General features: G+C 67.3%; 23 protein-coding genes. 7 read left to right on the forward strand and 16 right to left on the reverse strand.

Features of this window, described 5'->3' with window-relative positions; all coding sequences use genetic code 11:
• Positions 1 to 2: 2 nt before the first annotated feature.
• The 5 genes from ACT535_RS22030 to ACT535_RS22050 form a co-directional block, all read right to left on the reverse strand.
• The gene (locus ACT535_RS22030) at positions 3 to 1,034 is read right to left on the reverse strand and encodes a beta-keto acid cleavage family enzyme (RefSeq protein WP_476366035.1); all 1,032 of its coding nucleotides are present in this window, start codon (positions 1,032 to 1,034) and stop codon (positions 3 to 5) included.
• Positions 1,035 to 1,057: 23 nt separating this feature from the next.
• Positions 1,058 to 2,275 carry an ABC transporter substrate-binding protein gene (locus tag ACT535_RS22035; protein WP_476366036.1) on the reverse strand — a complete coding sequence of 406 codons (1,218 nt, stop codon included), beginning with the start codon at positions 2,273 to 2,275 and terminating at the stop codon, positions 1,058 to 1,060.
• Between the two features lie 181 nt (positions 2,276 to 2,456).
• Positions 2,457 to 2,885, reverse strand: coding sequence for a nuclear transport factor 2 family protein (locus tag ACT535_RS22040; RefSeq protein ID WP_168462088.1), 429 nt, complete (start codon positions 2,883 to 2,885; stop codon positions 2,457 to 2,459).
• 21 nt (positions 2,886 to 2,906) lie between these two features.
• Positions 2,907 to 3,509, reverse strand: a complete 603-nt coding sequence (locus ACT535_RS22045) for a TetR/AcrR family transcriptional regulator (protein WP_168462087.1) — start codon at positions 3,507 to 3,509, stop codon at positions 2,907 to 2,909.
• A gap of 77 nt (positions 3,510 to 3,586) precedes the next feature.
• A complete protein-coding gene (locus ACT535_RS22050; protein WP_476366037.1) occupies positions 3,587 to 4,045 on the reverse strand; it encodes a tautomerase family protein in 459 nt (152 codons plus the stop codon).
• Between the two features lie 154 nt (positions 4,046 to 4,199).
• Between ACT535_RS22050 and ACT535_RS22055 the strand changes: the two genes are divergently transcribed.
• Entirely contained in the window at positions 4,200 to 5,162 is a 963-nt protein-coding gene (locus tag ACT535_RS22055; RefSeq protein ID WP_476366038.1) for an alpha/beta hydrolase, read from the forward strand.
• Between the two features lie 461 nt (positions 5,163 to 5,623).
• Here ACT535_RS22055 and ACT535_RS22060 read toward each other — a convergent pair whose 3' ends face one another.
• Together ACT535_RS22060 and ACT535_RS22065 are read right to left on the reverse strand one after the other, a co-directional pair.
• The gene (locus ACT535_RS22060) at positions 5,624 to 7,246 is read right to left on the reverse strand and encodes a rhodanese-related sulfurtransferase (protein ID WP_476366039.1); all 1,623 of its coding nucleotides are present in this window, start codon (positions 7,244 to 7,246) and stop codon (positions 5,624 to 5,626) included.
• Positions 7,247 to 7,250: 4 nt separating this feature from the next.
• Positions 7,251 to 7,889: a cysteine dioxygenase family protein gene (locus ACT535_RS22065; protein ID WP_476366040.1), complete on the reverse strand. Its 639-nt coding sequence runs from the start codon at positions 7,887 to 7,889 to the stop codon at positions 7,251 to 7,253.
• A 215-nt stretch (positions 7,890 to 8,104) separates the two neighbouring features.
• Here ACT535_RS22065 and ACT535_RS22070 point away from each other — a divergent pair, with 215 nt between their 5' ends.
• Together ACT535_RS22070 and ACT535_RS22075 are read left to right on the forward strand one after the other, a co-directional pair.
• Positions 8,105 to 9,115 carry an aliphatic sulfonate ABC transporter substrate-binding protein gene (locus ACT535_RS22070; RefSeq protein ID WP_476366041.1) on the forward strand — a complete coding sequence of 337 codons (1,011 nt, stop codon included), beginning with the start codon at positions 8,105 to 8,107 and terminating at the stop codon, positions 9,113 to 9,115.
• A 42-nt stretch (positions 9,116 to 9,157) separates the two neighbouring features.
• Positions 9,158 to 10,489 carry an LLM class flavin-dependent oxidoreductase gene (locus ACT535_RS22075; protein ID WP_476366042.1) on the forward strand — a complete coding sequence of 444 codons (1,332 nt, stop codon included), beginning with the start codon at positions 9,158 to 9,160 and terminating at the stop codon, positions 10,487 to 10,489.
• Positions 10,490 to 10,499: 10 nt separating this feature from the next.
• Here ACT535_RS22075 and ACT535_RS22080 read toward each other — a convergent pair whose 3' ends face one another.
• The 4 genes from ACT535_RS22080 to ACT535_RS22095 form a co-directional block, all read right to left on the reverse strand.
• On the reverse strand, positions 10,500 to 10,883 hold the full coding sequence (locus tag ACT535_RS22080; RefSeq protein WP_231711258.1) for a tetratricopeptide repeat protein: 384 nt from the start codon (positions 10,881 to 10,883) through the stop codon (positions 10,500 to 10,502).
• Between the two features lie 71 nt (positions 10,884 to 10,954).
• Positions 10,955 to 11,740 carry an ABC transporter ATP-binding protein gene (locus tag ACT535_RS22085; protein WP_476366043.1) on the reverse strand — a complete coding sequence of 262 codons (786 nt, stop codon included), beginning with the start codon at positions 11,738 to 11,740 and terminating at the stop codon, positions 10,955 to 10,957.
• Positions 11,741 to 11,760: 20 nt separating this feature from the next.
• On the reverse strand, positions 11,761 to 12,612 hold the full coding sequence (locus ACT535_RS22090) for an ABC transporter permease (protein ID WP_476366044.1): 852 nt from the start codon (positions 12,610 to 12,612) through the stop codon (positions 11,761 to 11,763).
• An 86-nt stretch (positions 12,613 to 12,698) separates the two neighbouring features.
• Positions 12,699 to 13,802, reverse strand: coding sequence for an ABC transporter substrate-binding protein (locus ACT535_RS22095; RefSeq protein WP_476366045.1), 1,104 nt, complete (start codon positions 13,800 to 13,802; stop codon positions 12,699 to 12,701).
• Positions 13,803 to 13,975: 173 nt separating this feature from the next.
• Between ACT535_RS22095 and ACT535_RS22100 the strand changes: the two genes are divergently transcribed.
• Positions 13,976 to 14,815, forward strand: a complete 840-nt coding sequence (locus ACT535_RS22100) for a transporter substrate-binding domain-containing protein (protein WP_476366046.1) — start codon at positions 13,976 to 13,978, stop codon at positions 14,813 to 14,815.
• A gap of 23 nt (positions 14,816 to 14,838) precedes the next feature.
• On the forward strand, positions 14,839 to 15,885 hold the full coding sequence (locus tag ACT535_RS22105; protein WP_476366047.1) for a cytochrome-c peroxidase: 1,047 nt from the start codon (positions 14,839 to 14,841) through the stop codon (positions 15,883 to 15,885).
• Between the two features lie 3 nt (positions 15,886 to 15,888).
• On the opposite strand, the gene ACT535_RS22110 is transcribed toward ACT535_RS22105, so the two are convergent.
• The 5 genes from ACT535_RS22110 to ACT535_RS22130 form a co-directional block, all read right to left on the reverse strand.
• Positions 15,889 to 16,701 carry an ABC transporter ATP-binding protein gene (locus tag ACT535_RS22110; protein ID WP_476366048.1) on the reverse strand — a complete coding sequence of 271 codons (813 nt, stop codon included), beginning with the start codon at positions 16,699 to 16,701 and terminating at the stop codon, positions 15,889 to 15,891.
• The gene (locus ACT535_RS22115) at positions 16,698 to 17,522 is read right to left on the reverse strand and encodes an ABC transporter permease (RefSeq protein WP_476366049.1); all 825 of its coding nucleotides are present in this window, start codon (positions 17,520 to 17,522) and stop codon (positions 16,698 to 16,700) included. The genes ACT535_RS22110 and ACT535_RS22115 overlap by 4 nt, the downstream gene beginning before the upstream one ends.
• The gene (locus ACT535_RS22120) at positions 17,512 to 18,393 is read right to left on the reverse strand and encodes an ABC transporter permease (protein ID WP_476366050.1); all 882 of its coding nucleotides are present in this window, start codon (positions 18,391 to 18,393) and stop codon (positions 17,512 to 17,514) included. Before ACT535_RS22120 ends, ACT535_RS22115 begins: the two co-directional genes overlap by 11 nt.
• A gap of 278 nt (positions 18,394 to 18,671) precedes the next feature.
• Entirely contained in the window at positions 18,672 to 19,772 is a 1,101-nt protein-coding gene (locus ACT535_RS22125; RefSeq protein ID WP_476366051.1) for an ABC transporter substrate-binding protein, read from the reverse strand.
• A gap of 69 nt (positions 19,773 to 19,841) precedes the next feature.
• Positions 19,842 to 20,810, reverse strand: a complete 969-nt coding sequence (locus ACT535_RS22130; protein ID WP_476366052.1) for a TauD/TfdA dioxygenase family protein — start codon at positions 20,808 to 20,810, stop codon at positions 19,842 to 19,844.
• Between the two features lie 211 nt (positions 20,811 to 21,021).
• On the opposite strand from ACT535_RS22130, the gene ACT535_RS22135 reads away from it, so the two are divergent.
• Together ACT535_RS22135 and ACT535_RS22140 are read left to right on the forward strand one after the other, a co-directional pair.
• Positions 21,022 to 22,647, forward strand: coding sequence for an FAD-dependent oxidoreductase (locus ACT535_RS22135; RefSeq protein WP_476366053.1), 1,626 nt, complete (start codon positions 21,022 to 21,024; stop codon positions 22,645 to 22,647).
• The gene (locus ACT535_RS22140) at positions 22,644 to 22,967 is read left to right on the forward strand and encodes a 4Fe-4S dicluster domain-containing protein (RefSeq protein ID WP_476366054.1); all 324 of its coding nucleotides are present in this window, start codon (positions 22,644 to 22,646) and stop codon (positions 22,965 to 22,967) included. Before ACT535_RS22135 ends, ACT535_RS22140 begins: the two co-directional genes overlap by 4 nt.
• Positions 22,968 to 22,995 lie beyond the last annotated feature (28 nt).

Raw genomic sequence — 22,995 nt, forward strand, 5'->3', positions numbered from 1 at the left:
CCCTACTCCGCTGCGTCGCGGGCGGCCGGCGCCTTGGTCATGGCGAGATAGTCCCGCGCCGGCATCAATTCGCGGCCGAGATTCTCGGCGATGTCCCGCACCATGCGGAACAGGCCCGCATTGCTCTCGATGAGATCGTCCCGGTGCGGCCACTTCCACACCGTATCCTCCATGCCGACGCGCACATGCAGGCCCATGAGAAGTCCGAGCGTCGCCATGTGGCTGCTGGCGCGTCCGCCCGCGCAGACCATGATGACCGCACCGGGGTCCACGTGGCGGATGAGGCGCACCTGCCGCATCAGGCATTCGATCATGCTCTCGGGCCCGTACATGGGGCTGCACCCCGGCAGTCCGGCCAGCACGAGCCAGGTGAGGGGGCCCGAGACGAGCCCGCTGTCGATGAGCAGACGCCGCGCATTGTCGATGTCGCCGTCCGTGTAGACGGCGATCTGCGGGGTCAGGCCGGCCTCCAGCACCAGCCGCGTCTTCTCGATGATGGCATGGGGCGGCTTCACGAACAGGTTGTCGCCCAGGATCAGCGCCGTCGTGTTGACCGGCACCGCATCGATGAGCCCCAGCTCCAGCATCTGCTCAAGGCTGTCGCATTCCTCGTCGTCCACTGCGACCAGGCAGGCGTCGAAGGCGAGGCCCGGATGGGACGATCGCAGGTGGCGCAGCACATCGCCGAACAGCCGGGGATCGAGAACGTTGTAGCCCTTCGCGTCGCGGGCGTGGACATGGATGACCTGCGCGCCCTCCGCGATGCAGGCTTCGGCCGAGGCGATGATCTCTTCCGGCGTCGTGGGTTGATTGGGGTTCTGCGCCTTGGTGAAGAACGCGCCGTTGATGGCGGCGGAAATGATCGCCTTGGGCGGGGCTTCCCAGCGCGGCATGGGATCTGCGCCCGACAGATGGCTCTGCGCGGTGTCCATGATGTCCGGCAGCCCGTAGGGGCGCCAATAGGTGCGGATGCGCTCGCGCTCCACGTTCTTGGCGACGCGGTCCCACTTCACGGTATTGGGGTTCAGGGTCATGGCTGTGTGTCCTGTCTCGGGGGTCACAGGGAGGCGAGGGGGCACCCGCCCTTGTCGAGGGGGCGGAAGGCGTCGGGCCCGGGCACGGTGCGCAGGATGCGGTAGAGGTCCCACTCGCCCTTGCTCTCCGCCGGCGTCTTGACCTGAGCGAACAGCATGTCGTGGACCATGCGGCCGTCCGGGCGCAGCCGGCCGCCGCGGGCGAACATGTCGTCCACCGGCATTTCGCGCATCTTCTCCACCACCTTCGCGGTGTCATCGGTGCCGGCCGCCCCGATGGCCTTGAGATAGTGGAGCACGGCGGAATAGGTGCCGGCCTGGAAGGAGGTCGGCATGGCCTTGCGGCGCTCGTAGAATTTCTTCGACCAGGCGCGGGTAGCGTCGTCGAAATCCCAGTAGAAGCCCTCGGTGAGGTAGAGGCCTTGCGCCGCCTTCGTGCCCAATGCCTTCGCTTCGCTGAGGGTGATGAGGAGAGCGGCGAGGCGCTGCTTGCCGTCCGCGCCGACCCCGAACTCGTTCGCCTGAGTCAGCGCATTGGCGAAGTCCTTGCCGGCATTGGCGAAGGCAATGATCTTGGCGCCGGATTGCTGGGCCTGGAGCAGGAAGCTCGAGAAATCCTGCGTAGCAAGCGGGTGGCGCGCGGCCCCCAGCACCTTGCCGCCATTGGCCTCGATCAGGGCCGTCGCATCGGCCTGCAGCGCATGACCAAACGTGTAGTCGGCGGTGATGAAATACCAGGTATCACCGCCCTGCCGTACCAGTTCCCGAGCGGTGGAATTGGCGAGGGCATAGGTGTCGTAGACCCAGTGCATTCCGGTGGGCGAACAGGCCTTGCCGGTGAGGGCGGAGGTCGCCGCGCCGGTGGCCACCGAAATGCGGTTCTTCTCCCGTGCGATGTCCTGCACGGCGAGGGCCACGGCGGACGAAACCATTTCGAAGACGGCACCGACGCCATCCACGTCGAACCAGCGACGGGCGATGCCGGCGCCAATATCGGCCTTGTTCTGGTGATCGGCCTGCAGGAGTTCGATCGGGCGCCCCAGGACGTTGCCGCCGACGTCCTCGATGGCCATGCGCGCTGCTTCCACCGCGCCGATGCCTGCGGGGTCCGAATAATTGCCGGACAGGTCTGTAAGCACGCCGATGCGGATCGGCTTCTTGTCCTGGGCGCGGACCGTGCCGGCCGCTGCGAGCGCCAGCATGGCAGCGCCGCCACGGATGAAGGCGGAGCGCGTAATCATGACTTCCTCCCGGTTCAGTTTTCTAGTTGGCGTGCCGCGCCCCATCGGCGTGGGCGCCACGGTGCTGACGCCAGGCCGTTCAGGCCGCCGGGCGCGCGACTTCGTTCCGCGGCCTCGTCGGGGCGCGGTGGCCTCGCGGCAGAAATCCTGCCGCGTCCGGTTCAAGAGACGGGTGGTCGGATCAGGCCGACGCGCGCGAGGGATGCTTCATCATACCCTCCATGACATCGCGGCCCTTGGCCGTGTCGGCATAGATGCGGCCGTAGACGATGCGGCCGTTCTCGACCTGGAACAGCATGCAGTGCTCATTTTCCATGAAGCGGCCGTTCTTCGCCTTGGCGCGGGCGACGACGGGCACCACAACATGGCTGCCGGCATCGAGCACGGCGTGCGCGTCGTAATTGAAGTAATCGTAGTAATTGTCGTAAAGGTCGGCCCAGAATGCCTTGAACTCGTTGATGCCCTTGTACTTCCCGCCATAGGGAAGGGAGGTCGGGAATTCGAAGACGACGTCCGGCGCCAGCAGGTCGATGAGCTTGCGCTTGTCGTTTGCCTCGAAGCCGCTGAAGGCTGCGCGGCAGGCTTCGATGATCTTACCGTTGTCGCTCATTGGGTTCCTCCTGTTTTTATCTCACACGAGAATGGTCTCGAAGATGATCTTGGTGGCGTCTTCCAGGGGCTTCACACTCTGCGCGGCCTTCATGCGCAGCAGGGCGCCCTCCCAGCTGTTCAGGATGAAATCGGCGAGGATCGCCGGGTCGGTCTTCGTCTTGATGTCGCCGCGACGCTGCGCCTCGGCAACCGTACCGGCGAACAGGTCGCTCCAGATGCTGAAATTGTCCGCCAGCCGCTGGCGCATCTTCTCGCTGTGGTCGGCCGTCTCCAGGCTCAGGTTGCCCATCATGCAGCCCTTCCTGAAGCCCATCGCCACGAAGAAGCCGATGCGTTCGTGGAAATAGCCGCGGAGCCGGTCGAGGGGCGGCAGGTCGGTCCGGTCGAAGAATTCAGCCAGCTTGCTGCGATGCCGCTCGAAGTAGAGATCGATGATCTCCGCCGCGAAGGCTTCCTTGCTTTCGAACAGATTGTAGAACGAGCCCTTCGGCACCTCGGCGGTCTTGGCGATCACATCGACGCCCGTGGCGTTGAAGCCGCGCGTGTGAAACTCCGAAAGTCCCGCCGCCAGAAGCTTGGAGCGTGTCTCCGCGCCGCGCCGGTTTGGTGCGCGATTGGCCATCCTCGATGTCCTTCCTGCCTGTCAGTCAGCTCGGTCTATTTTAAGCCGACTGGTCAAATTTATACCAAGGTGCCGGCTCATTCCACGAAATCCTCCGCCGAAATGGCGATCTGGCTGGCGCTGGAGAGATAGCCTGACGGGGGGAAGGGATAGCCTGCGATTCCCCAATTTCCGCGCGGATATTCGCGCAGGATGCACCACACGCGCGCGGCATTGTCGGCGTCGACCGGCACCCCCTCAGTCTCCAGAACGAGACGGGTGAGGTCGCGCATGACACCCTGCTTGGCCCGCTCGTCCATGAGCCCTTCGATGGTGTGGACGCGGAACCGATAGCGGGGACGTCCGGGCGGCATCCCTCCGATGAAGATGTGGTGCGGTTCCAGCTCGTTCACGAAGGCCCAAGCGATGTTCCGAGCCTCGGGCGTATCCGGAATTTTCTCCCACCACATCAGTGTCTTCACTGCCCGGTGCATCATCTCCTCCAGCTTGTCGGCAGGAAGCGCGCCCTTGGGCAGGGACAGGTCGATCATCGGCATTGCAGATCCTCCGGGCGGGCGTTCGTCGGGCTTCGCCCCAGCTACGTTCATTCCAGCTTGAATGGCCGCCTCGATGGGAATAAATTTGACCAGTCGTCTTATTTAGTCAAGCGCCTTTTTTGAGGTGGTGACAAGGCTAGCCGGGAGCGCAGGGATGGAGGAGATCGGTCTTGAAGTGCGCGGCGATTCTGTGCCGGGCGGAGCAGCCTTCCTGCGCAGTGAGATCTACTTCACCGCAAGCGACGGAACCCGATTGAGCGGAGCGCTCTACACGCCCGCCGACAACACCGTTGGGCCGCGCGCCGCCATCGTGATGTCGCACGGGTTTGCTGCCCTGACCGCGCATTTTCTCGAGCGCTTCGCTGAAGATTTCGCGGCCGCTGGCTTCATCGTCCTGGTCTATGACCATCGCAATTTCGGCGGCAGTGGCGGCGCACCGCGCCACGAGATCGACCCTTGGCAGCAGATTCGCGACACGCGTGACGCGATTACGTGGCTGACCCTCCAGCCAGGCGTGGACGGGGCGCATGTGGGATTGTGGGGATCAAGCTATAGCGGCGGGCATGCGCTCGTGCTGGGCGCCGTTGATCGTCGCATCGGTTGCGTCGTGGCCCAGGTCCCGACCATCAGTGGCTACGAGCAATCGCTCCGCCGCGTGCGTCCGGACGCCATCGCGGCCGCGCGGGAGGCCTATGTCCGCGACCGGGAAGCGCGTTATCGCGGGGAAGAGCCTGCCGTGCGCCGGGTGGTGCCCGATTTGCCCGGCGACGCGGCCGTCTACGAGGGCGCGGATGCGCGAGCCTTCTATCTGAATGTGCGAGCCGATCTTCCGGAGGCGGCATGGCCGAACATGGTGACCGTGCGCTCGCTCGAATTCGCCTCGGAATACGAGCCTGGCATCTATGTGACGAGGGTCACGCCCACGCCGCTTATGATGATCGTTGCCGAACATGACGACGTCACGCCCACGGACCTCGCGCTCAAGGCCTATGGCGAGGCGCGCGAGCCGAAGAGGCTCGTCCTTCTGCGGGGCGGACATTTCTCGCCCTACATGGAAAAGTTCGAGGAGGCCGCAGGTGCCGCGCTGGAATGGTTCCGCACGCATCTGCTGCGATGAGGCCGCAGCGTGACCTTCTGTTGGCGCTCAGGTCGCTGCGCCGCGCGCTGGCACCACAAGATCGGCGATGAGCAACTGGACCACATCGCCGGTCTGGTTGCGGGTCTCGCTCAGGAGGCGAACGCGGCAGCGGTCCGGTCGCGAGCGAGAAGGGGTGATTTCGATGATTTCGCTTTCCACTCGCAGCACGTCGCCGGGACGTGTCGGTCGTGGCTACTTGATCTCTCCGCCCGCGCCGATGATGCCGCCGGCGATGGGCGCGCCGCCATCGACCAAAAGGCGCATCGTCACAGCCGCCGTGTGCCAGCCGCTGGCGGCGAGACCGCCGAACAGCGTATCGGCAGCCTTCGATTTTATATACTGTTAGTCAGACGAGGCCGCGCCTGTCCCCCTCGGCGGGCATCGGCCGGGCGGGTCTGGCCGCCCCTGTCCGGTGGCTGGCCAGGCCCGCCGGCTTCCCCTCAGACGACCCGGAAGTGATGCGTGCCGTCGCGGGCGAGCTGGGCGACGAGGCCGAACTCCCAGTCCAGATAGGCCTGCATGGCGGAGCGTGGCGCGTCGGTTCCCTCATAGGGCCGGCGGTAGCGATCGGTCCGCGGCACGGCGAGGCGGGTTTCGCCCTGTGCCAGCGGATGGCCGGCGGCACGCCAGGCGGCGTTTCCGCCGTCGAGCACGAAAACCTCCGCGGTGGGGCCGAGGTGTTCGGCGAGGTCCGCCGCGGCGAAGCGGGCGAGGATGCCGGCGCCGCAGGTGACCACATAGCGCCGCGCCGCCGGGATGGTCTCCAGCGCCGCGCCGAGCTGGGCGCGGATGGCGTACCATGCGCCGGGGATATGCCCGCGGACATAATCCGCGCCGGGTGAAACATCGATGATCTGGAGCGCCGCGGGATCGTCCTGCGCCCCGTCGCGCGCCTCGGCCAGCGCGGCGGCGGTGATGAGCCGCACCTCGGGAAGCGGCGGACGGTCGGGAGGGGCGGCGCCGGTCGCGCTCAGCGCTGCGGCCGGGACGTCTTCGAGCACATGCACCTCCCAGCCCATCTGCGCCAGCCAGGAGCCGGTCATGGGCGCGCGCACCCCGTCCGTATCGAACAGCACGAAGCGGGCGCCGCGCACAGGCGCGTGGTGGTCCGTCTCCTGCACCAGCTGGCCGCCCGGGGCGCTGAGGAAGCCGGGCAGGTGGCCCGCATCATATTCCTCCGGCGTGCGGACATCGAGCAGATAGGTGGTGCGCTCCGGGTCGAGGAAGCCCGAGAGGCCCGGATAGGCGAGGGAGCGGACGCCCGCCCGCGCGGTGACGGCCTGGGCATCCGCGCGGGCGGCGGCGCGGGTGGCGGCCGTGGGTTCCGGCGGCCGGCGGTCGGCGCCGTGGTCCAGCGTCTGGCCGGCGAGAAGCCAGCCGATGGTGCCGTTGCGCAGCGCGGCCACCGGGTTCGGCAGCCCGGCATTGACGAGGGACTGGGTGCCGATGATGGAGCGGGTGCGCCCGGCGCAATTCACCACCACCCGCGTGGCGGGATCGGGCGCCAGCTCGCGCACGCGCAGCACCAGTTCGGCCCCCGGCACGCTGGTGGCGGTGGGGATGCTCATGGTGCGGTATTCGTCGAAGCGCCGCGCATCGACCACCACCACATCGGCTTTGTCGGCGATCAGCCGCGACACCTCCTCGGCGGACAGGGATGGCGTGTGCCGCTCGTGCTCCACCAGCTCGCCGAAGGACTTGGACGGCACGTTCACGTCGCGGAACAGTTCCCCGCCCGCCGCGCGCCAGCCTTCGAGCCCGCCCTCGAGAAGATGCACGGCGCCATAGCCCAGTGCGATCAGCTTACGGGCTGCCCGGGGCGCGAGGTCCTCGCCGTCGTGGCTGCCGTAAACCACCAGAACCGTGTCTCGGCGGGGGAGCCGGCGGAAGGCGTCGAGTTCGATGCGCGACAGCGGCAGGTTGGCCGCCCAGAGCGGGTGCTCCTGCGCGAAGGGGTCTTCCTCCCGCACGTCCAGAAGGGCGGTTTCCTGCCGCGCCAATAGCCGCGCCCGCACCTGATCGAAGGACAGGGAAGGGAAGGTGGCAACCTCATGATAGGTCATTGGCTCACGCGCTCCGTCGGCCGTCCTTGGACCGGTCCCAGAGATTGGGCAGGGTGGTGTTGCTGTAGCCCGAAACGAAGGGCCTCGGCGGCCCATCCTCCGGATAGGTGTGCCGGTGGACGCCGCCGATATTCGCCCCATACACATGAATGGAGATGGACACCCGGTCGTCGAAGGCGTTGCTCACCCGGTGCAGGTCGCCGATGGTTGGCGAGACGGCAGCGACCGCACCCGGCTCCAGCCGGTCCGCAGAGCCCGATGGCGCCGGCCGCCCTGCGTCATCGAGCACGAAGGTCTGATTGTATTCCGCGCCCCGCAGCATCCCGATGAGGCCCCAGACGGTGTGGTCGTGCACGGGCGTCTTCTGGCCCGGTCCCCAGACGAAGCTGACGATCGAGAAGCGTTCCGTCGAGTCCGTGTGCAGCAGATATTGCTGGTAGTAGGTGGGATGGGGCGCGGCGAAGGCCTCCGGCAGCCAGTCGTCTCGGGCCACCAACCGGGCGAGCAGGGCGGAACCGTCCTTTAGAATGCGGGCCTCGGCCGGGCGCTCGTCGAGCAATCCACCGAAGGCGACGACGAAGTCGCGCAAGGGGGCAATGGGAGCCGCATCGGCAGGCGCGAGGGCGGATTCCGGTGTCGTCATGCGGAAGACCGTCTGGTGGCTTTGGAGGAGCGGTGGAGCGGCAAAGTCCCCCGGTCTGCGTGCGTATGCCGGGGGGGTATCGGGAGGTGCGAGTCATCTTTACATAAGATCGATTGATAATATAGATATTATCTCCTCGGTAACGGCCGCCGCCCGCGGTCAGGCCGCCCTCTGGCGCCTTTCTCGTGCCGGCCGCCGGTCTCCCCCTTGAGGTGATGAACGTGTTTCTTTCCCGCTTCTTCCTGCATCGTGGCCTTCGGATTGCCCGTCTCTTCCGCGCTTCCCGGCCCCTTGCTGCGGGTCTCGCCCTGACCTTCGCGCTGGCGACGGCGGCCGCAGCACAGGCGCCGACAAAGGTGCGCATCGGCTACCAGCGCTCCTCCACCCTCATCACCGTGTTGAAGACAAACGGTTCGCTGGAGAAGGCGCTCGCCCCGCTGGGCGTGGAGGTCTCTTGGCACGAATTCACCAGCGGCCTGCCTTTGCTTGAGGCCGTGAATGTCGGCTCCATCGATTTCTCGGCCGATGTCGCCGACACCGTGCCAGTATTTGCCCAGGCTGCGGGTGCCAAGCTCGTCTATGTGGCGGAGGAGGCGCCCTCGCCCTCGGCCCAGGCGATCCTCGTGCCCGCCGCCTCTCCCATCACGACGCTGGAGCAGTTGAAGGGGAAGAAGGTCGGCGTCACCAAGGGTGCAGGCAGCCATTATCTGCTGCTGGTCGCGCTGGCCAAGGCCGGCCTGTCGATCCGGGACATTACCCCGGCCTATCTCACACCCGCCGATGCCCGCGCGGCCTTCGTCAGCGGCAATCTCGATGCCTGGGTGGCGTGGGACCCCTTCCTCGCCAGCACGCAGAACCAGTCGCGCGCGCGGGTGCTCGCGGATGGCACCGGCCTTGCCAGCTACAAGCGCTATTATCTGACTACCGAGGATTTATCGAAGCGAGGCGGCAAGGTGCTCGACGTGCTGTTCGAGCGCCTGAAAGCCACCGGCGAATGGGTGAAGGCCAATCCCGGACCCGCCGCCGAAATCCTCGCGGGCCTCTGGGGCATCGACGCGCCGACCGTGGAAAAGGCCAATGCGCGCCGCTCCTACAAGGTGGGGCCTGTGACGCGAGCCGGGCTTGCGGAGCAGCAGAAGATTGCCGATGTCTTCTTCGCTGAGGGTGTTCTGCCGAAGAAGGTCGACGCCTCCGACGCCGCCATCTGGACGCCGGCCGCTCCCTGATCGGACGCGCGCCGCTTCAGCCCCGTCCAATCGAGAGACCTGATGCCCGCACAGCGCCGCCTGCACCTCGGGGCCTTCATGCGCCCCGTCAGCATCCATACAGGTGCCTGGCGCTATCCGGGCGCCTTCCCCGATGCCAATTTCAACATCGCCCATTTGCGTCGGTTCATCCGCAAGCTGGAGGAAGGGAAATTCGACGCCTTCTTCATGGCGGATCACCTCGCCGTGCTCAACATGCCCATCGAGGCCCTGAAGCGCAGCCATACAGTCACATCCTTCGAGCCCTTCACCCTGCTCTCCGCCCTCGCCGGGGCAACGGATCGTATCGGTCTCGTGGGCACCGCCTCCACCACATTCGATGCACCGTTCCACATCGCGCGGCGCTTCGCATCGCTGGACCATATCTCCGGCGGACGGGCGGGATGGAACATCGTCACCACCTCCAATCCCGATGCCGCGCTCAATTTCGGCCACGATGAGCAGATGGAGCACGTGGCCCGCTATAGTCGGGCCCGCGAGTTCTTCGAGGTCGTCACCGGCCTGTGGGACAGCTTCGCCGACGATGCCTTCGTGCGGGACACAGCCTCAGGGCTCTATTTCGATCCGGAGCGGATGCACGTGCTCGACCACAAGGGCGAGCATTTCTCGGTGCGCGGACCACTCAACATCGCCCGCCCCGTGCAGGGCTGGCCGGTGATCGTCCAGGCGGGCGCATCCGATGACGGGCGGCAACTGGCGGCGGAAACGGCGGAAGTGGTGTTCACCGCGGTCAACTCCATCGAATCTGGCCGGGCCTTCTATGCGGACGTGAAGGCGCGTGTGGAGAAGGCCGGCCGCAGCCGCGACCATCTCAAAATTCTTCCCGGCGCGCTGGTGGTGGTGGGCGACAGTCTCGACGAGGCGCGCGAGACCCGGGCCCGGCTGGATTCGCTGGTGCATGAGGCAAGCGCCATCGCCGCCCTCTCCATCGCCCTCGGCGTGGACGCTTCAAGCTTCGACCCGGATGGGCCGCTGCCCGAAATTCCGCCCACCAATGCCAGCAAGAGCGGGCGTGAACGGGCCATCGCCCTCGCGAAGGCGGAAAATCTCACCGTCCGCCAGCTGGCCCAGCGGCTCGGCGGCTATGGCGGACTCTCCTTCGTGGGGACTCCGCAGACCATCGCGGATGCCATGGAGGAATGGCTCGTCACCGAGGCCTCCGACGGGTTCAACATCATGTTCCCGTTCGTGCCCGAAGGTCTCTATGCCTTCGTGGACAAAGTGGTGCCGGAACTGCAGCGGCGCGGCATCTTCCGGCGCGATTATGAAGGCACCACCCTGCGCGAGCACCTCGGCCTGCCGCGCCCGCCCAATCGCTTTTTCCCGGACGCCTGATCGCCGTCCCTCAGGAATTGCGTCCGGCAGCAACGAGGGCCTTGCGAAGCTTCTCATGCTCCTCGCAGCCCGATGGGAAGCACAGAAGGCGCAGGAGTTCGAGGTTCTTTTCGGCGCCCTTGAAGTCGCCGATTGCGATGAACAACTCCCCCTGATACTCGATCGCCGGACGGTGCACCGGATCGTAGAACAGGGCCTCCTTGTACCAGCGCGCTGCTGCGTCGTAGCGCTTGAGATTGCGATTGGCGAACCCGAGCAGGTTGTAGAGGTCGGCGTGGCGCACCGTGGCAGTGAGCGGTTCGAGCAAAGCCAGCGCCCGCTCGTAGTCGCCCGCATAGAGCGCGGCGCGGCTCTCCGAGAGGTCCGGCAGATCCGTTGAGGGCGCAGTGTCCATGGCCCGCGCCGGGCCAGAAGCCGCTAGGATCGCCAGCGCCAGCAGGGCCGCGACTTGAATGATGCCGGTCTTCATGCTGCGCGGGCGGTGGGCTTGCCGCCATCCTCTCCCATGGCGGTGAGGATGCGCCGCTTGAGGGCCACGAATGCCGGGTCCGCGCGGTCACGCGGAAAGGGGAGGTCGATGTCCAGCGCCTCGACGATGCGTCCGGGCTTGGCGGCCATCACCACCACCTTGTTGCTGAGGAAGACGGCCTCTTCCACATCGTGGGTGACGAGGATCATCGTGACACCCTCCACCTCCCAGATGCGCTGGATCTCGTCCTGCAGATGGATGCGGGTGAGCGCGTCGAGGGCTCCCAGCGGCTCGTCCAGCAGCAGGATTTCCGGGCGGCTGGCGAGACCGCGGGCGATGGCGGCGCGCTGCGCCATGCCACCCGAAAGCTCATGCGGATAGGCCTTCTCGAACCCGGAGAGACCCACCAGCACGATATGCTCGCGCACGGCGAGGTCCTTCTCCGCCCGCGTCCAGCCGGAATTCTCCAGGCTGAGGCCGATGTTCTGCTCCAGCGTCAGCCACGGCAGCAGGCGATGATCCTGGAAGACGATGCCACGGCTGAGCGCGGTGCCGACGATGCGCTTATCGTTCAGCTCGATCTCACCTTTGTAGTCATCATCGAGGCCTATGATGAGCCGCAGCAGAGTCGATTTCCCGCAGCCCGACGGGCCGACAATGGTGACGAAGGCGCCGGGCTCCACGTCTAGGTTCACGCGCGAGAGCACGTTCACCAGCGGGCGACCGGGGAGGGAATAGGTCTTGGAGACGTTGCGGATGGTGAGGTGTCCTGGCGTGGCCATGGTTTTTCCTTTCGTCCGGCTCAGCCGTCGTAGCCCTGCTTCCACTTCAGCACGCGCCTCTGCGCGAGGAACATGGAGCGGTCGATGGCGAAGCCCACGAGGCCGATGATGACCATGCAGACGAGCAATTGGTCGGTGAGCAGCAGGCCCTGGGCGCGGAAGATGAGGAAGCCGAGGCCCTCAAGGCCGGAAAGCCCCTCCGCCACCACAACGAGCGCCCAGGCGAGGCCCGCCGCATAGCGCAGCGACACCATGATGGATGGCATGGCGGCAGGCAGGATTACCTTGCGGATGAGCTGCCAACGGGTGAGCGTGAGCACCTTGGCGAGTTCGATATAGTTCTTCTCCACGTTGCGGATGCCCTGCAGCGTATTGAGGAACACAGGGAAGAAGACGGACTTGGCAATGACCAGGATCTTCGCCGGCGCGCCGATGCCGAGCCAGAGCACGATGAGCGGCAGCCAGGCAATGCCCGGGATATGGCGGATCGTATCGAAGGTGGGGCCGAAGAATTCCTCGACCTTGCGCGACAGCCCGGCGGCGATGCCGAGCAGGAGCGCGGCGGCCGATCCATAGATGAAGGCCTGCCCGACGATGTTGATGGAGGCGAGGAAGTCGAAAGCCAGCTTCTGCTTGGTCAGCATCTTCCAGAATGCCGTCACCACCGTCAGAGGGGCGGGCAGAAAGACCGGATCGATCCATTTATAGGTCGCCGCGGTCTGCCACAGGACCAGGATGATGAAAGGCAGAACGAAGCCGGTGAGGTTGGGCAACTGAAGCCCGCGTCGACTGGGAGCTTCGGCGTGCGTCGGCAGGTCCACGGTGGCCGCTTCGACCGCCGCGGCCTCGATGGTGTCGGATGTGTTGGACATGCTGAGGCATCCGGCTGGAAGCGAGAGGAATTAAGGACGTCGCCGCCGGGATTGTGTCCCGGCGGTTGAGTTCAGGCCGGATCCGATCAGTTGTAGATCGAGTATTCGCCGCCGGCGAAGAAGCGCCCGTCGATGAAGGCGTCGATCTGTGCCTCGGTGAGGCTGCGTTCGGCGAGAATGTCGTCGCCATTGGCCACGTACCAAGCCTGGAACGTCTTGATGGCGTTGCGGGCGCGGTCGGCATTGGGCTCGCCGGCCATGAATTCCCATTCGCCCGCATGGCTGATCTGAAACTTCGCGACTTCGACGGGCACGCGGGTCTTATCGGCGACGATCTGGGCCGCCTCGTCCACATGGTCATAGGTCCACTCGCGGGTGCGTTCGCGCGCGGCGAGGAAGGCTTTGACCACCTGCGGATACTTGTTCACGAAATCGCGCCGGGCGAAGTAGGTGACGCGGCCGGCGTTGTTCACATAGACGCCGTCATCGGGCGAGCGGCCGATCACCTTGAGCTTGCCGGAGAGCCAGGCTCCGGCGAAGGCGCCGGCCGCGAGATGCGCGGTGGTGGCATCGGTCGCGCCGGTGAGGACGGAGGTGATCGCCACCGCCGAATTGTCGATGGAGGTGTAGCGGATGCGGCCCTGCTTGTCGCGGGAATCGAAGGGCAGGCCAGCCTTGGTGGTCATTTCGAAGGGTGAGGACCAGTAGCAGGAGATGCGGCTCGATCCGAACTTCTTGCCGTCGAGATCGGCCACCGAATTGATCTTGTCGTTGTCAGCGCGGGCGAGGATGGGGGCGCGGTAGCGGTTGGAGGGCTCGGACGCCCAGATGACCACGCCGTCGAGGCCGTTCGCGCGGTGCACGGTGGCCGGATAGATCATGCGCTGGGCGATGGCGATGGCGCCATTGTTGACCGCCGCGGATTCGGCCCCCACGAGGTCGGCGCCGCCGGAGGCAATGAGGTTCACCTTCTTGACACCGATCCGGTCGAATTCGTCTTTGAAGATGCCGTTCTCCTGCGCGATCACCGTCCAGGGCGTCAGCTGCAGGTTGATGGCGGTCAGCGGCTCATCGGCGCGTGCGGCCGGGCTGCCGCTGGAGAGCGCCGCCGCCAGAAGGGCGGTGGCGGCAAGCGCGGAAAGGGTGAGGGCGCGTCCGGTCGGGGATGTCGGCAGGGATAGGCGGGGCATGGATCTCTCCCTAGGGATGGTGAGCGGGGCAGGCGCCGATCACGGGCATCGCTTGCAATTTTGATATAATCGAGTGATTTTATAGAAAATATCAAGCGGTGTTTTGCCCGCGGAGGGCGCCGTCCGCACTCCGCTCGCCCCCGATTCAATCATTTCAAGGGATTGCCAAGCCAATGGCCCGGCTCCACCGGCCTCCTCTATTCCTCGCGGCAATATTCGTGGCGGCGATGGCCGGCGCGCTCGCGGCCGCCTTGCTCCTTCTCGCGCCGCGGGGCGCCGGTGCCCACGCGAACAACCGGGTGGGCGGGACGCTGCGCATCGGCGTCGGCTGGCTACCGCCTCCGGAGACGCCGGACATGCGCCTCTATGCCGAGGAAGGATTCTATCTGGACCTTGCGGCCGAGATCGCACGGGGAATGGGTGTCCGTCCGGAATTCGTCCTCGTGGCGCCGGATGACGCCGTGCAGGCGCTTGCCGGCGGCGATGTCGATCTCGTGGTGGCCCGCGCCGGAACTGGAGATGGGCTGAGACAGCGCGCCCGGATTGTCGAGACGGGCTTCGAGTCGGGTTTGAGCATCGCCATGCGATCGGATCGGCCGCTCTCCTCCTGGGATGAGCTCAAGGGGCGGGTGGTCTGCGCCTCGGAGGCCAACCAGCACGGCCGCGATCTCGCCCAGCGCCTTGGTGCGACGGTGAAAATCGAGCGCGCTCCAGCGCTTGCACTGATGCGTGTGCGCACCGGCGACTGCGACGCCGCCATCCACGACCGGGTGCTGCTCGATCCGCTGTTCACCAAGCTCTCGTGGCAGAAATTCTCCGCCACCCTCCCGGCCGTTGAGCCAACGTCCCTGGTGGTCGCCGTCTCGCCCGGAAATACTGATCTGGCTCAGGCGGTTGCAGGCGCGCTCAAGGATGGGACGAGCCCGGAGCGGTGGCGGCAGCGGCGGGAGAAATGGGCGTCTACCGTCTCGTTCGAAGTCTATCGCGACCAGGTGGCGGCGGACTGCCATTGAGGTCCGCTCGCGCCCTTCGCCCCGTGCTGCTGGTGGCGCTAACCCTTGCCGGCACAGGATTTTCCAAGGCGGAGGAGCGGGGCGGAGAGCTGCGGGCGGCCTACGCCGGAGCGCCGGCCTCATGGCCGCGTCCGGACATCGATGCCGCTGTGGCCTTTGTGGAGATGGGGGTACCGCCGCTGCCAGAGCCTCCTGGACCCAAGGCCGTGCTGGGGGCGAAGCTATTCGCCGACCCCCGGCTGTCGGAGGACGGGCAAGTCGCCTGTGCGTCCTGTCACGATCCGGCGCATGGATTCAGCGTGCCCGAGCGGGTGGGGCGGGGGATCGGCGGCGCGAAGGGGCGGCGAAATCCGCCGTCATTGCAACTGGTTGCGACCCGCGCGCGGTTCGATTGGGATGGCCGGGGCAGCGACCTCTCCGCCCGCGTCCTCGCGCCTTTGAGCGACCCCACGGAGATGGGACGGGACCTTATTTCGGCCCTCGCCCGCATCGACGGGACCGAGCTGGAGGGGGAGTTCCGGCGGGTCTTTGGAGCGGAGGGGCTGACCGCGCGGACCCTGGCGGAAGCCCTGATTGCCTACCTGAATACTATCGACACCCCCACCCGGTTCGACCGCTTCATCGAGGGCGATCACACCGCCCTGAACGACATCGAACTCGCCGGCCTGCACCTCTTTCGCACCAAGGCCCGGTGCATGAATTGTCATTTCGGGCCAATGCTTTCCGATGGCCTGTTCCACAATCTGCGGCTCTCCTTCTTCGGCGAGCCGGCGCAGGATCTCGGGCGGTTCGAGGCGACTGACAGTCGAGACGATGTCGGTAGGTTCAGGACCCCGTTTCTACGGCATATCGGTGCCAGTCAGCCCTATTTCCACAACGGACTGTTTCCGACCCTCGCCGGCGTGGTCAATTTCTACGATCGCGGCGGTGGCGAGGTATGGGCGCGGAACGCGGAGGAGGCGGCCCGTCCCCTCTACCGGGACGCCGCCCGCCTCTCGCCCCACATCCGTCCCCTCGGCCTGACCGAGGCGGAGAAGGCGGCGCTGGTCGCCTTCCTCAATACCCTCTGAGCGTCACCGCGCCCGCCCTTCACCCAGGGAGACGCCGAGCAGTTCCAACACCCGGTCACGCAGGGCGACGAAGGCCGGGCTGGAGCGGTCGGCCCGGGCCTCTTCCGGCACCTCCAGCACGGCGGCGACGCGACCGGGGCGGGGGTGGAGGACGACGATGCGGTGGCCGAGGAAAACGGCCTCGTCCACATCGTGGGTGACAAGCACGGCGGTGGCGCCCTCATGGGCGACGATGCGCTTCAGCTCGCCCTGCAGGCGCAGGCGCGTGAGGGCGTCGAGGGCGCCCAGAGGCTCGTCCAGCAGCAGGAAGCGGGGGCGGTTGGCCAGCGCCCGGGCGATGGCGACGCGCTGGGCCATGCCGCCGGAGAGCTGGGCCGGATAGGCCTTGGCGAAGGCCTCCAGCCCCACCAGCTCCAGATGCTCCGCCACCGACCGCCGCCGCGCCGCCGCATCGAGCCCCGAATGCAGCAGAGCCGCGCCCACATTGCCCTCCACCGTCAGCCACGGCAGCAGGCGGTGCTCCTGGAAGACGATGGAGCGCTCCGGCCCCGGCCCCTCGACCGGCTGGCCATCGAGGTGGATGTCTCCCGCATAATCGAGATCGAGGCCGAGGATGAGCCGCAGCAGGGTCGACTTCCCGCAGCCGGAGGCGCCGACGATGCTCACGAAGCTGCCCGCTTCCACCGAGAGCGAGATATCGGCGAGCACCTCCACGGCCTTGCCGTCCACCACGAAGGCCTTGCTCACATGGCGGATGTCGAGGGCGGGCAGCGCGGTGGCGATGGAAGGTACAGGGGCAGGGAAAGGAGCGTTCATCGGTTGTTCCAGCGGATCAGGAGGCCTTCGGCGCGTTCGGCCAGCGTATTGAAGCCGAGGCCGATGAGGCCGAAGAGGAGGATGACGAGGAACAGGAGGTCGATCTCGAACAGCTGGCTACCCTCATTGAGCCGCCCGCCGAGGCCGGGCGAGATGTTGAGGAACAGCTCCGAGCCCACGGTGGCGAGCCAGGCGTAGATGAGCGCGCCGTGGAGGCCGGTGAAGATCATCGGCAAGGCATGGGGCAGTGCGACGAGCCGCATGTAGTTCCAGCGGCTCAACAGCAGCACGTCGGAAAGCTCGCGATAGGTGGCGGGCACGAGGCTGATGCCGCGCCACGTGCCGATGACCACCGGCTGGAAGGCGGCCACCGCGATGAAGGTGATCTTGCCCGTGTCGCCGCCGCCGAACCACATGGCGAGCAGCGGAACCCAGGCGAACAGCGCCGTCTGCCGCTGCGCCAGCACGGTGGGGCCGACAATGCGCCCGACGAGGGAGGAGGCGCCCAGCAGCGCCCCCAGCGCGAGGCCCGCAGCGACGCCGATGACGAGGCCGGATAGATTGCGCCGCAACGTCTCGTGGAGATCGTGCAGCAGCGTGCCCGCCGTGACCTCGCGGATGAGACGCTGCACCACGGCAACGGGCGAAGGCAGGTATTTGGCCGGCACCCAGCCGAAGTGATGGGCGGCGAGCCACGCGGCGAGCAGGGCCGCGAAAGCCGCCCATGGGCGCCAGTCGATCCGGCGCGCGACGCTCCGCAGTGCATTGCCGGCGCGGGTTTCGGCGGGAAGGGCGGTGGCGGCAGCGGCCTCAATGGACATCGCGCGTCCCCCACTTCCACGGCTGCGCCCGGCGCTCCACCCAGCGCAGGACGAGGTCCATCGCAAGGCCGGCGAGGGCCACCACGATCATGGCGATGACGACGAGATCGAGCTGGAACAGCTGCCGGCCCCAGGTCATCAGATAGCCTAGCCCCTCGAAGGAGGCGAACAGCTCGGCCAGCACCAGCGTCTGCCACGCATTGGCGAGCCCCTCGCGCAGGCCGGCGAAGATGGAGGGCACCGCGCCCGGCAGCACCACGAGGCGCAGGGTGTCCCGCGTGTTGAAGTGCAGCACGCGCCCGAGTTCCCGGAAGGCGGGCGAGACATTCTCGATGCCGCGCGCCGTGCCGAGGATGATGGGGATCGCTGCCGACCAGCCGATGACCACATATTTCAAGGGCTCGTCGATGCCCATGAACAGTGTGAGGAGCGGCATCCAGGCGAGGACATTCACCCGCGCCACTGCCTGCACCGGCGGATAGAGGAAGGCGCGCACCGTGGGCGAAAGCCCCGCCGCCGCGCCGAAGACGATGCCGAACAGGGCGCCGAGGCCGAAGCCCACCAGCACGCGGTGGGTGGAGACTTCGAGATGCGTGGCCAGCGAGCCGTCGGCGATGAGGCTGGAGACGGTCTCATAGATGGTCGCTGGCGCGGGAAGGATCTGTTCCGGCACGAGACCGAGGCGCGCCGCCCACCACCAGGCCACCAGCAAGGCGAAGGGGAAGGAGAGGCCGAGCAAGACCGAGCCGAGGGCCGTCGGGCGGGAGGGCCCACGCCGGCGGGCGCGTCGCCGGGCTGCGGTATCGGCCGCGGCGCCGTCGCGAGGCGATGTGTCGAAGGCCGGTTTGTCGAGCGTCTCTGCAAGGCTCATGCTGTGTCACCTTCCGTCTCTGCTGCGGGCCGGCGCTTTGAACCGGTCCTGCCGCTCGCCGATGCCCAACCGCCCGCTATGTGTCGTTCCTCGTGTTTTCACCACTCGTCATCCCCCGCCTCGTGCGGGGGATCCACGGCATGGCCGGGCGCGGTACCCGGCCGGAAACACCCGATGCGCGGCCCGGTGGATGCCCCGGCCAAGCCGGGGCATGACGGCTGAACGAGGAGCGCGGGGCGCATCAGCCTCCGTCCGTCGTCGAGCCTGCGTGCCGCCTGCTAGTTCGACGCCTTCTGGTCGATGCGCCCGCGCGTCTCGATGTTTCCGCGCCCGTCGCGGGTGGACCAGAAGTCTTCGAGCTTCAGCGTCTTCAGCGCCGCGTCGAGATAGGTGCGGTCGAACCAGTGATCGATGTCGGGATCGCCCTTGAGCAGGCCGTACTCCTTGGCGGCCTGGGCCTGTTCCTTGTAGCGGGCGACCACATAGTCATCGATCAGCGGATTGACGATGAGGGAGAGCCGCTGGCCTTCGAAATTGGTGACGAAGGTCTCCTTGGGCAGTCCCGAGAGCGCCCAGGCCTCGAACGCCTCGTCCCGGTTCTGGTCCTGCGAGATGAAATGGGCGGCCTTGATGAAGGCCGTCACCACGCGCTGGGTGAGATCCGGGTGGGCGGCGGCGAAGGCCTCGGTGACGAAGTAGGAGGAATTGCGCCCCAGCGTCGGGTCGTCGCCCTTGGTGGTGTAGACGATCTTCACCACGCCCTTGGCCGCCAGCGGCAGATATTCCTGCCCGCCGAACACCGCATCCACATTGCCGGAGGTCAGCGCGGCGACGGCGGCGTTGGCATCGAGATTGATGAAGCGCACGTCCTTTTCCGAAAGCCCGTGCAAAGCGAGGATGCGGTCGGTCGCGTTCTGCAAATTGGTGCCCTTGAACAGGGCGACCTTCTTGCCCTTCACGTCCTCCACCTTGCTGATGGTGCTGTCGGTGGGCACGGCGAGGAAGATGGGGTTGTTGCGCCCGGTGGCGAAGATGAACTTGTGCTTCAGCCCCCGCGCGCGGCCGACGATGGCGGGCAGGTCTCCCAGCAGGAAGAAATCGAGCTGGCCGGAAGCCACCGATTCATTCAGCGCCGGGCCGGCGCCGCGGAAGAAGGTCCATTCGATCTTTACGTCCTTGTCGTTCGCGAACTCCTTCTCGATCAGCTCGCGGGCGCGGGCATAGGTGGTCGCATCCCCATAGGAATAGGGCCGCTGCTCGGCACCGACGCCGGGATGGCCGAAGCGGATCACCGTCTCCGCCGCTGCGGGGAGGGTGAGAAGGGCGAGGCAGGCCAGCCCGTAAACGGCGCGGGCGAAGGGACGGAGCAGGGCGGACATCGATCTCGAACTCCAGAAAAGGCGAGGGGGAGGCCGGCGGCGGGACGCCATCCGCCGGCCTCCGCGAGGTCAGGCGGCGCGGTCGGCCGGCTTGTCGAAGCGGTTGCGGGTGACGCTGGTGCGCCCGTCCACGCTCACCGGCACTTCGCCGTCCACGGTCACGCGGCGCACCACGCGGTGGGCGTCGCCATAGTCGTTCACCGCGTAGTGCTGGGTGGCGCGGTTGTCCCAGATGGCCACGTCGCCGGCCCGCCAGCGCCAGCGCACGGTGTTCTCCGGCGCGGTGATGTGGCTCTGGAACAGGTCGTAGAGCTTCTGGCTGTCGCCCTTGTTGAGGCCGACGAAGCGCTGCACGAAATTGCCCAGCACCAGCGAGCGCTCCCCCGTCTCGGGATGCACCCGCACCACAGGATGGTCGGTCTCGAACACGGTCTTGGTGAAGGTGCGGTCGAATACCTGCCGGTCGTCGGCGGTGGCGTGGGGGCGCACGGCGGCATAGTCGTAGGCGTTGGAATGTGTGGCCCACAGGCTGTCCGCCAACTGGCGCAGCGGTTCGGGCAGGCGCTCGTAGACGGCGGCGGTGTTGGACCACACGGTGTCGCCGCCGGCCGCCGGAATCACCACGCCGCGCAGCACGGAGATCTTCGGATAGGCGTCCACGAAGGTCACGTCCGTGTGCCATTGGTCAGCCCGGCCGGCGCCCTGGCCGCTGTCGCGTTCCCCGGTGCGGCGGGTGTCCAGCTCCAGCACCGAGGAGGTGCCGGTGAGCGCCCCGATGGTCGGATGCGGCACGAGCCCGCCGAAGCGCGCGCCGAAGGCCTCCTGTGCCGCATCGTCGAGATGGTGCTGGTCGCGGAAGAACAGCGCCTTGTGCTTCAGCAGCAGGCGGTGGATCTCGTCGAACAGCGGCTGCGGCAGATCGCCGGCGAGGCGGACGTTGCGGATCTCGACGCCGATGCGCCCGGAGAGCGGGGTGATGTCGCTCTCGGGAATGGCGGGCTCCGGCGAATTGGGAAGGGTGCTGATCGAAGCGCTCATGGGGCCTCCTGACAGGCTGCGGCGGACCAAGGGACCGCATCTCGATGACCGCACCTCGCCGGGCGGCCGAGGGATATTAATCTTGATAATTTCAAGTAAGTCTATAAACTAAATGAACAATAAATTATCGTTATTTGGCACGGCCTGCGCGTCCCCTCCGCCCATGGCGCGAGGCGGGGGCGCCTGGGCCATCCTTGCGAAGGCATTCCCCATGGGCTTTTCCTCCTCACCCCCGTCCGGGCTCCACCTCACCTGCGACGTGCTTGTGCTCGGCGGCGGTCCGGCGGGCACCTGGGCCGCCTTCGAGGCGGCGCGCGCGGGGGCGCGGGTGGTGCTGGCCGACAAGGGCTTCTGCGGCACCTCCGGCGCCACCGCCCCGTCCGGCACCTCCATCTGGTATGTCGAGCCGGACGCGAAGCTGCGTGCCGCCGCCATCGTCAGCCGGGAGGCGCTGGGCGGCTTTCTCGCCGATCGCGACTGGTCGGCCCGGGTGCTGGAGACCACCCACACGGCGCTGCATGAACTCGGCGCGCGCGGCTATCCCTTCCCCGTGGATGGCGCGGGCAATCCCATCCGCGTCTCGCTGCAGGGGCCGGAATACATGCGCCTCATGCGCAAGCTGGCGAAGGGCGCGGGCGTGCGCATCCTCGATCATGCCCCGGCGCTGGAGCTGCTGGTGGACGAGGCCGGCGCGGTGGCCGGCGCGCGCGGCATCCGCCGGCAGCAGGGGGATGGCTGGCAGGTGGATGCCGGGGCCGTGGTGATCGCCACCGGCGGCTGCGCCTTCCTCTCCCGCGCGCTGGGCTGCACCGCGCTCACCGGCGACGGCCATCTGATGGCGGCGGAAGCGGGCGCGGACTTTTCCGGCATGGAATTCTCCAACGCCTATGCCATCGCGGCGGACTTCGCCTCCGTCACCAAGACCCTGTTCTTCAAATGGGCGACCTTCACCGACGAGGCCGGAGAGATCATCCCCGGTGCCGCCTCAAACGGCGGTCGCTCGGTCATTGCGCGTCACCTCCAGAGGGGCCGGGTGTTCGCAAGGCTCGACCGCGCCGACGCGGCCATGCAGGCCAACATGCGCGCGGCCCAGCCCAATTTCTTCCTGCCGTTCGACCGCATGGGCATCGACCCGTTCACGGACCGCTTCCCCATCACCCTCCACCTCGAAGGCACGGTCCGCGGCACCGGGGGGCTGCGCATCGTGGACGAGACCTGCGCGACCCGCGTGCCCGGCCTCTATGCGGCGGGGGATGCGGCGACGCGCGAACTCATCTGCGGAGGATTCACCGGCGGCGGCAGCCACAATGCGGCCTGGGCGGTCTCGTCCGGGCGCTGGGCCGGCCGTGCCGCGTGGGAGTTCGGCCGCCGCGTCCGGGACGGGCGTGTGCGCCGGGGCGCCGGCACCGTGGGGCTGCGGGATGCCGGCGCCCGCCCCTTCGATCCCGCCGAGGCGGCGCGCACCGTGGTGGGCGAGGTCCATCCCTTCGACCGCAATTACTTTCGCACCGAGGAGGGCCTGACCCGCTCCCTCGACCGTCTCGACAGCCAGAGGGCGCGCCTTGCCGCCTCCGCTCCGGCCGACGCGGCCAACGTGCTGCGGGCCCGCGAGGCGGCAGCCATGACGGCGGTGGCCCGCTGGATGTATCGCAGCGCCCTCGCGCGCACCGAGAGCCGAGGGATGCACCGGCGGATCGATAACGCGGCGGCCGACCCGGCCCAGCGCCACCTCCTCACCTCCGGCGGGCTCGACGCGGTGTTCGTCGCCCACCGGCCGGCCCCGCCCCTTGCGGCGGATGTCGTGGAGCAGCGCGCGGGCGAGGGGATCGCGGCATGATCGAGATCATCAGCGCCGCCCGCTGCACCGGCTGCAACATCTGCGTCGCCGCGTGCCCCACCAATGTGTTCGCGCCGTCGCTCTCCGGTCCCCCCGTCATCGCCCGGCAGCAGGACTGCCAGACCTGCTTCATGTGCGAGCTGTATTGTCCAGAGGATGCGCTCTACGTGGCGCCAACGGCCGGGACGCCGCTCGGCCTTGGCGGCGAGGCGGACGCGCCTCTGCCGCTTGGCACCTATCGCGCCGCCATCGGCTGGACCCCGGCCACCGCCACCAGACGCTCGGTGGACGCCATGCACGCGGTGCTCTCGGCGAAGTAGCGGGACTGGCGCTTTACGAAGCCCAAAA

It is taken from the genome of Xanthobacter sp. DMC12 (assembly GCF_056314105.1).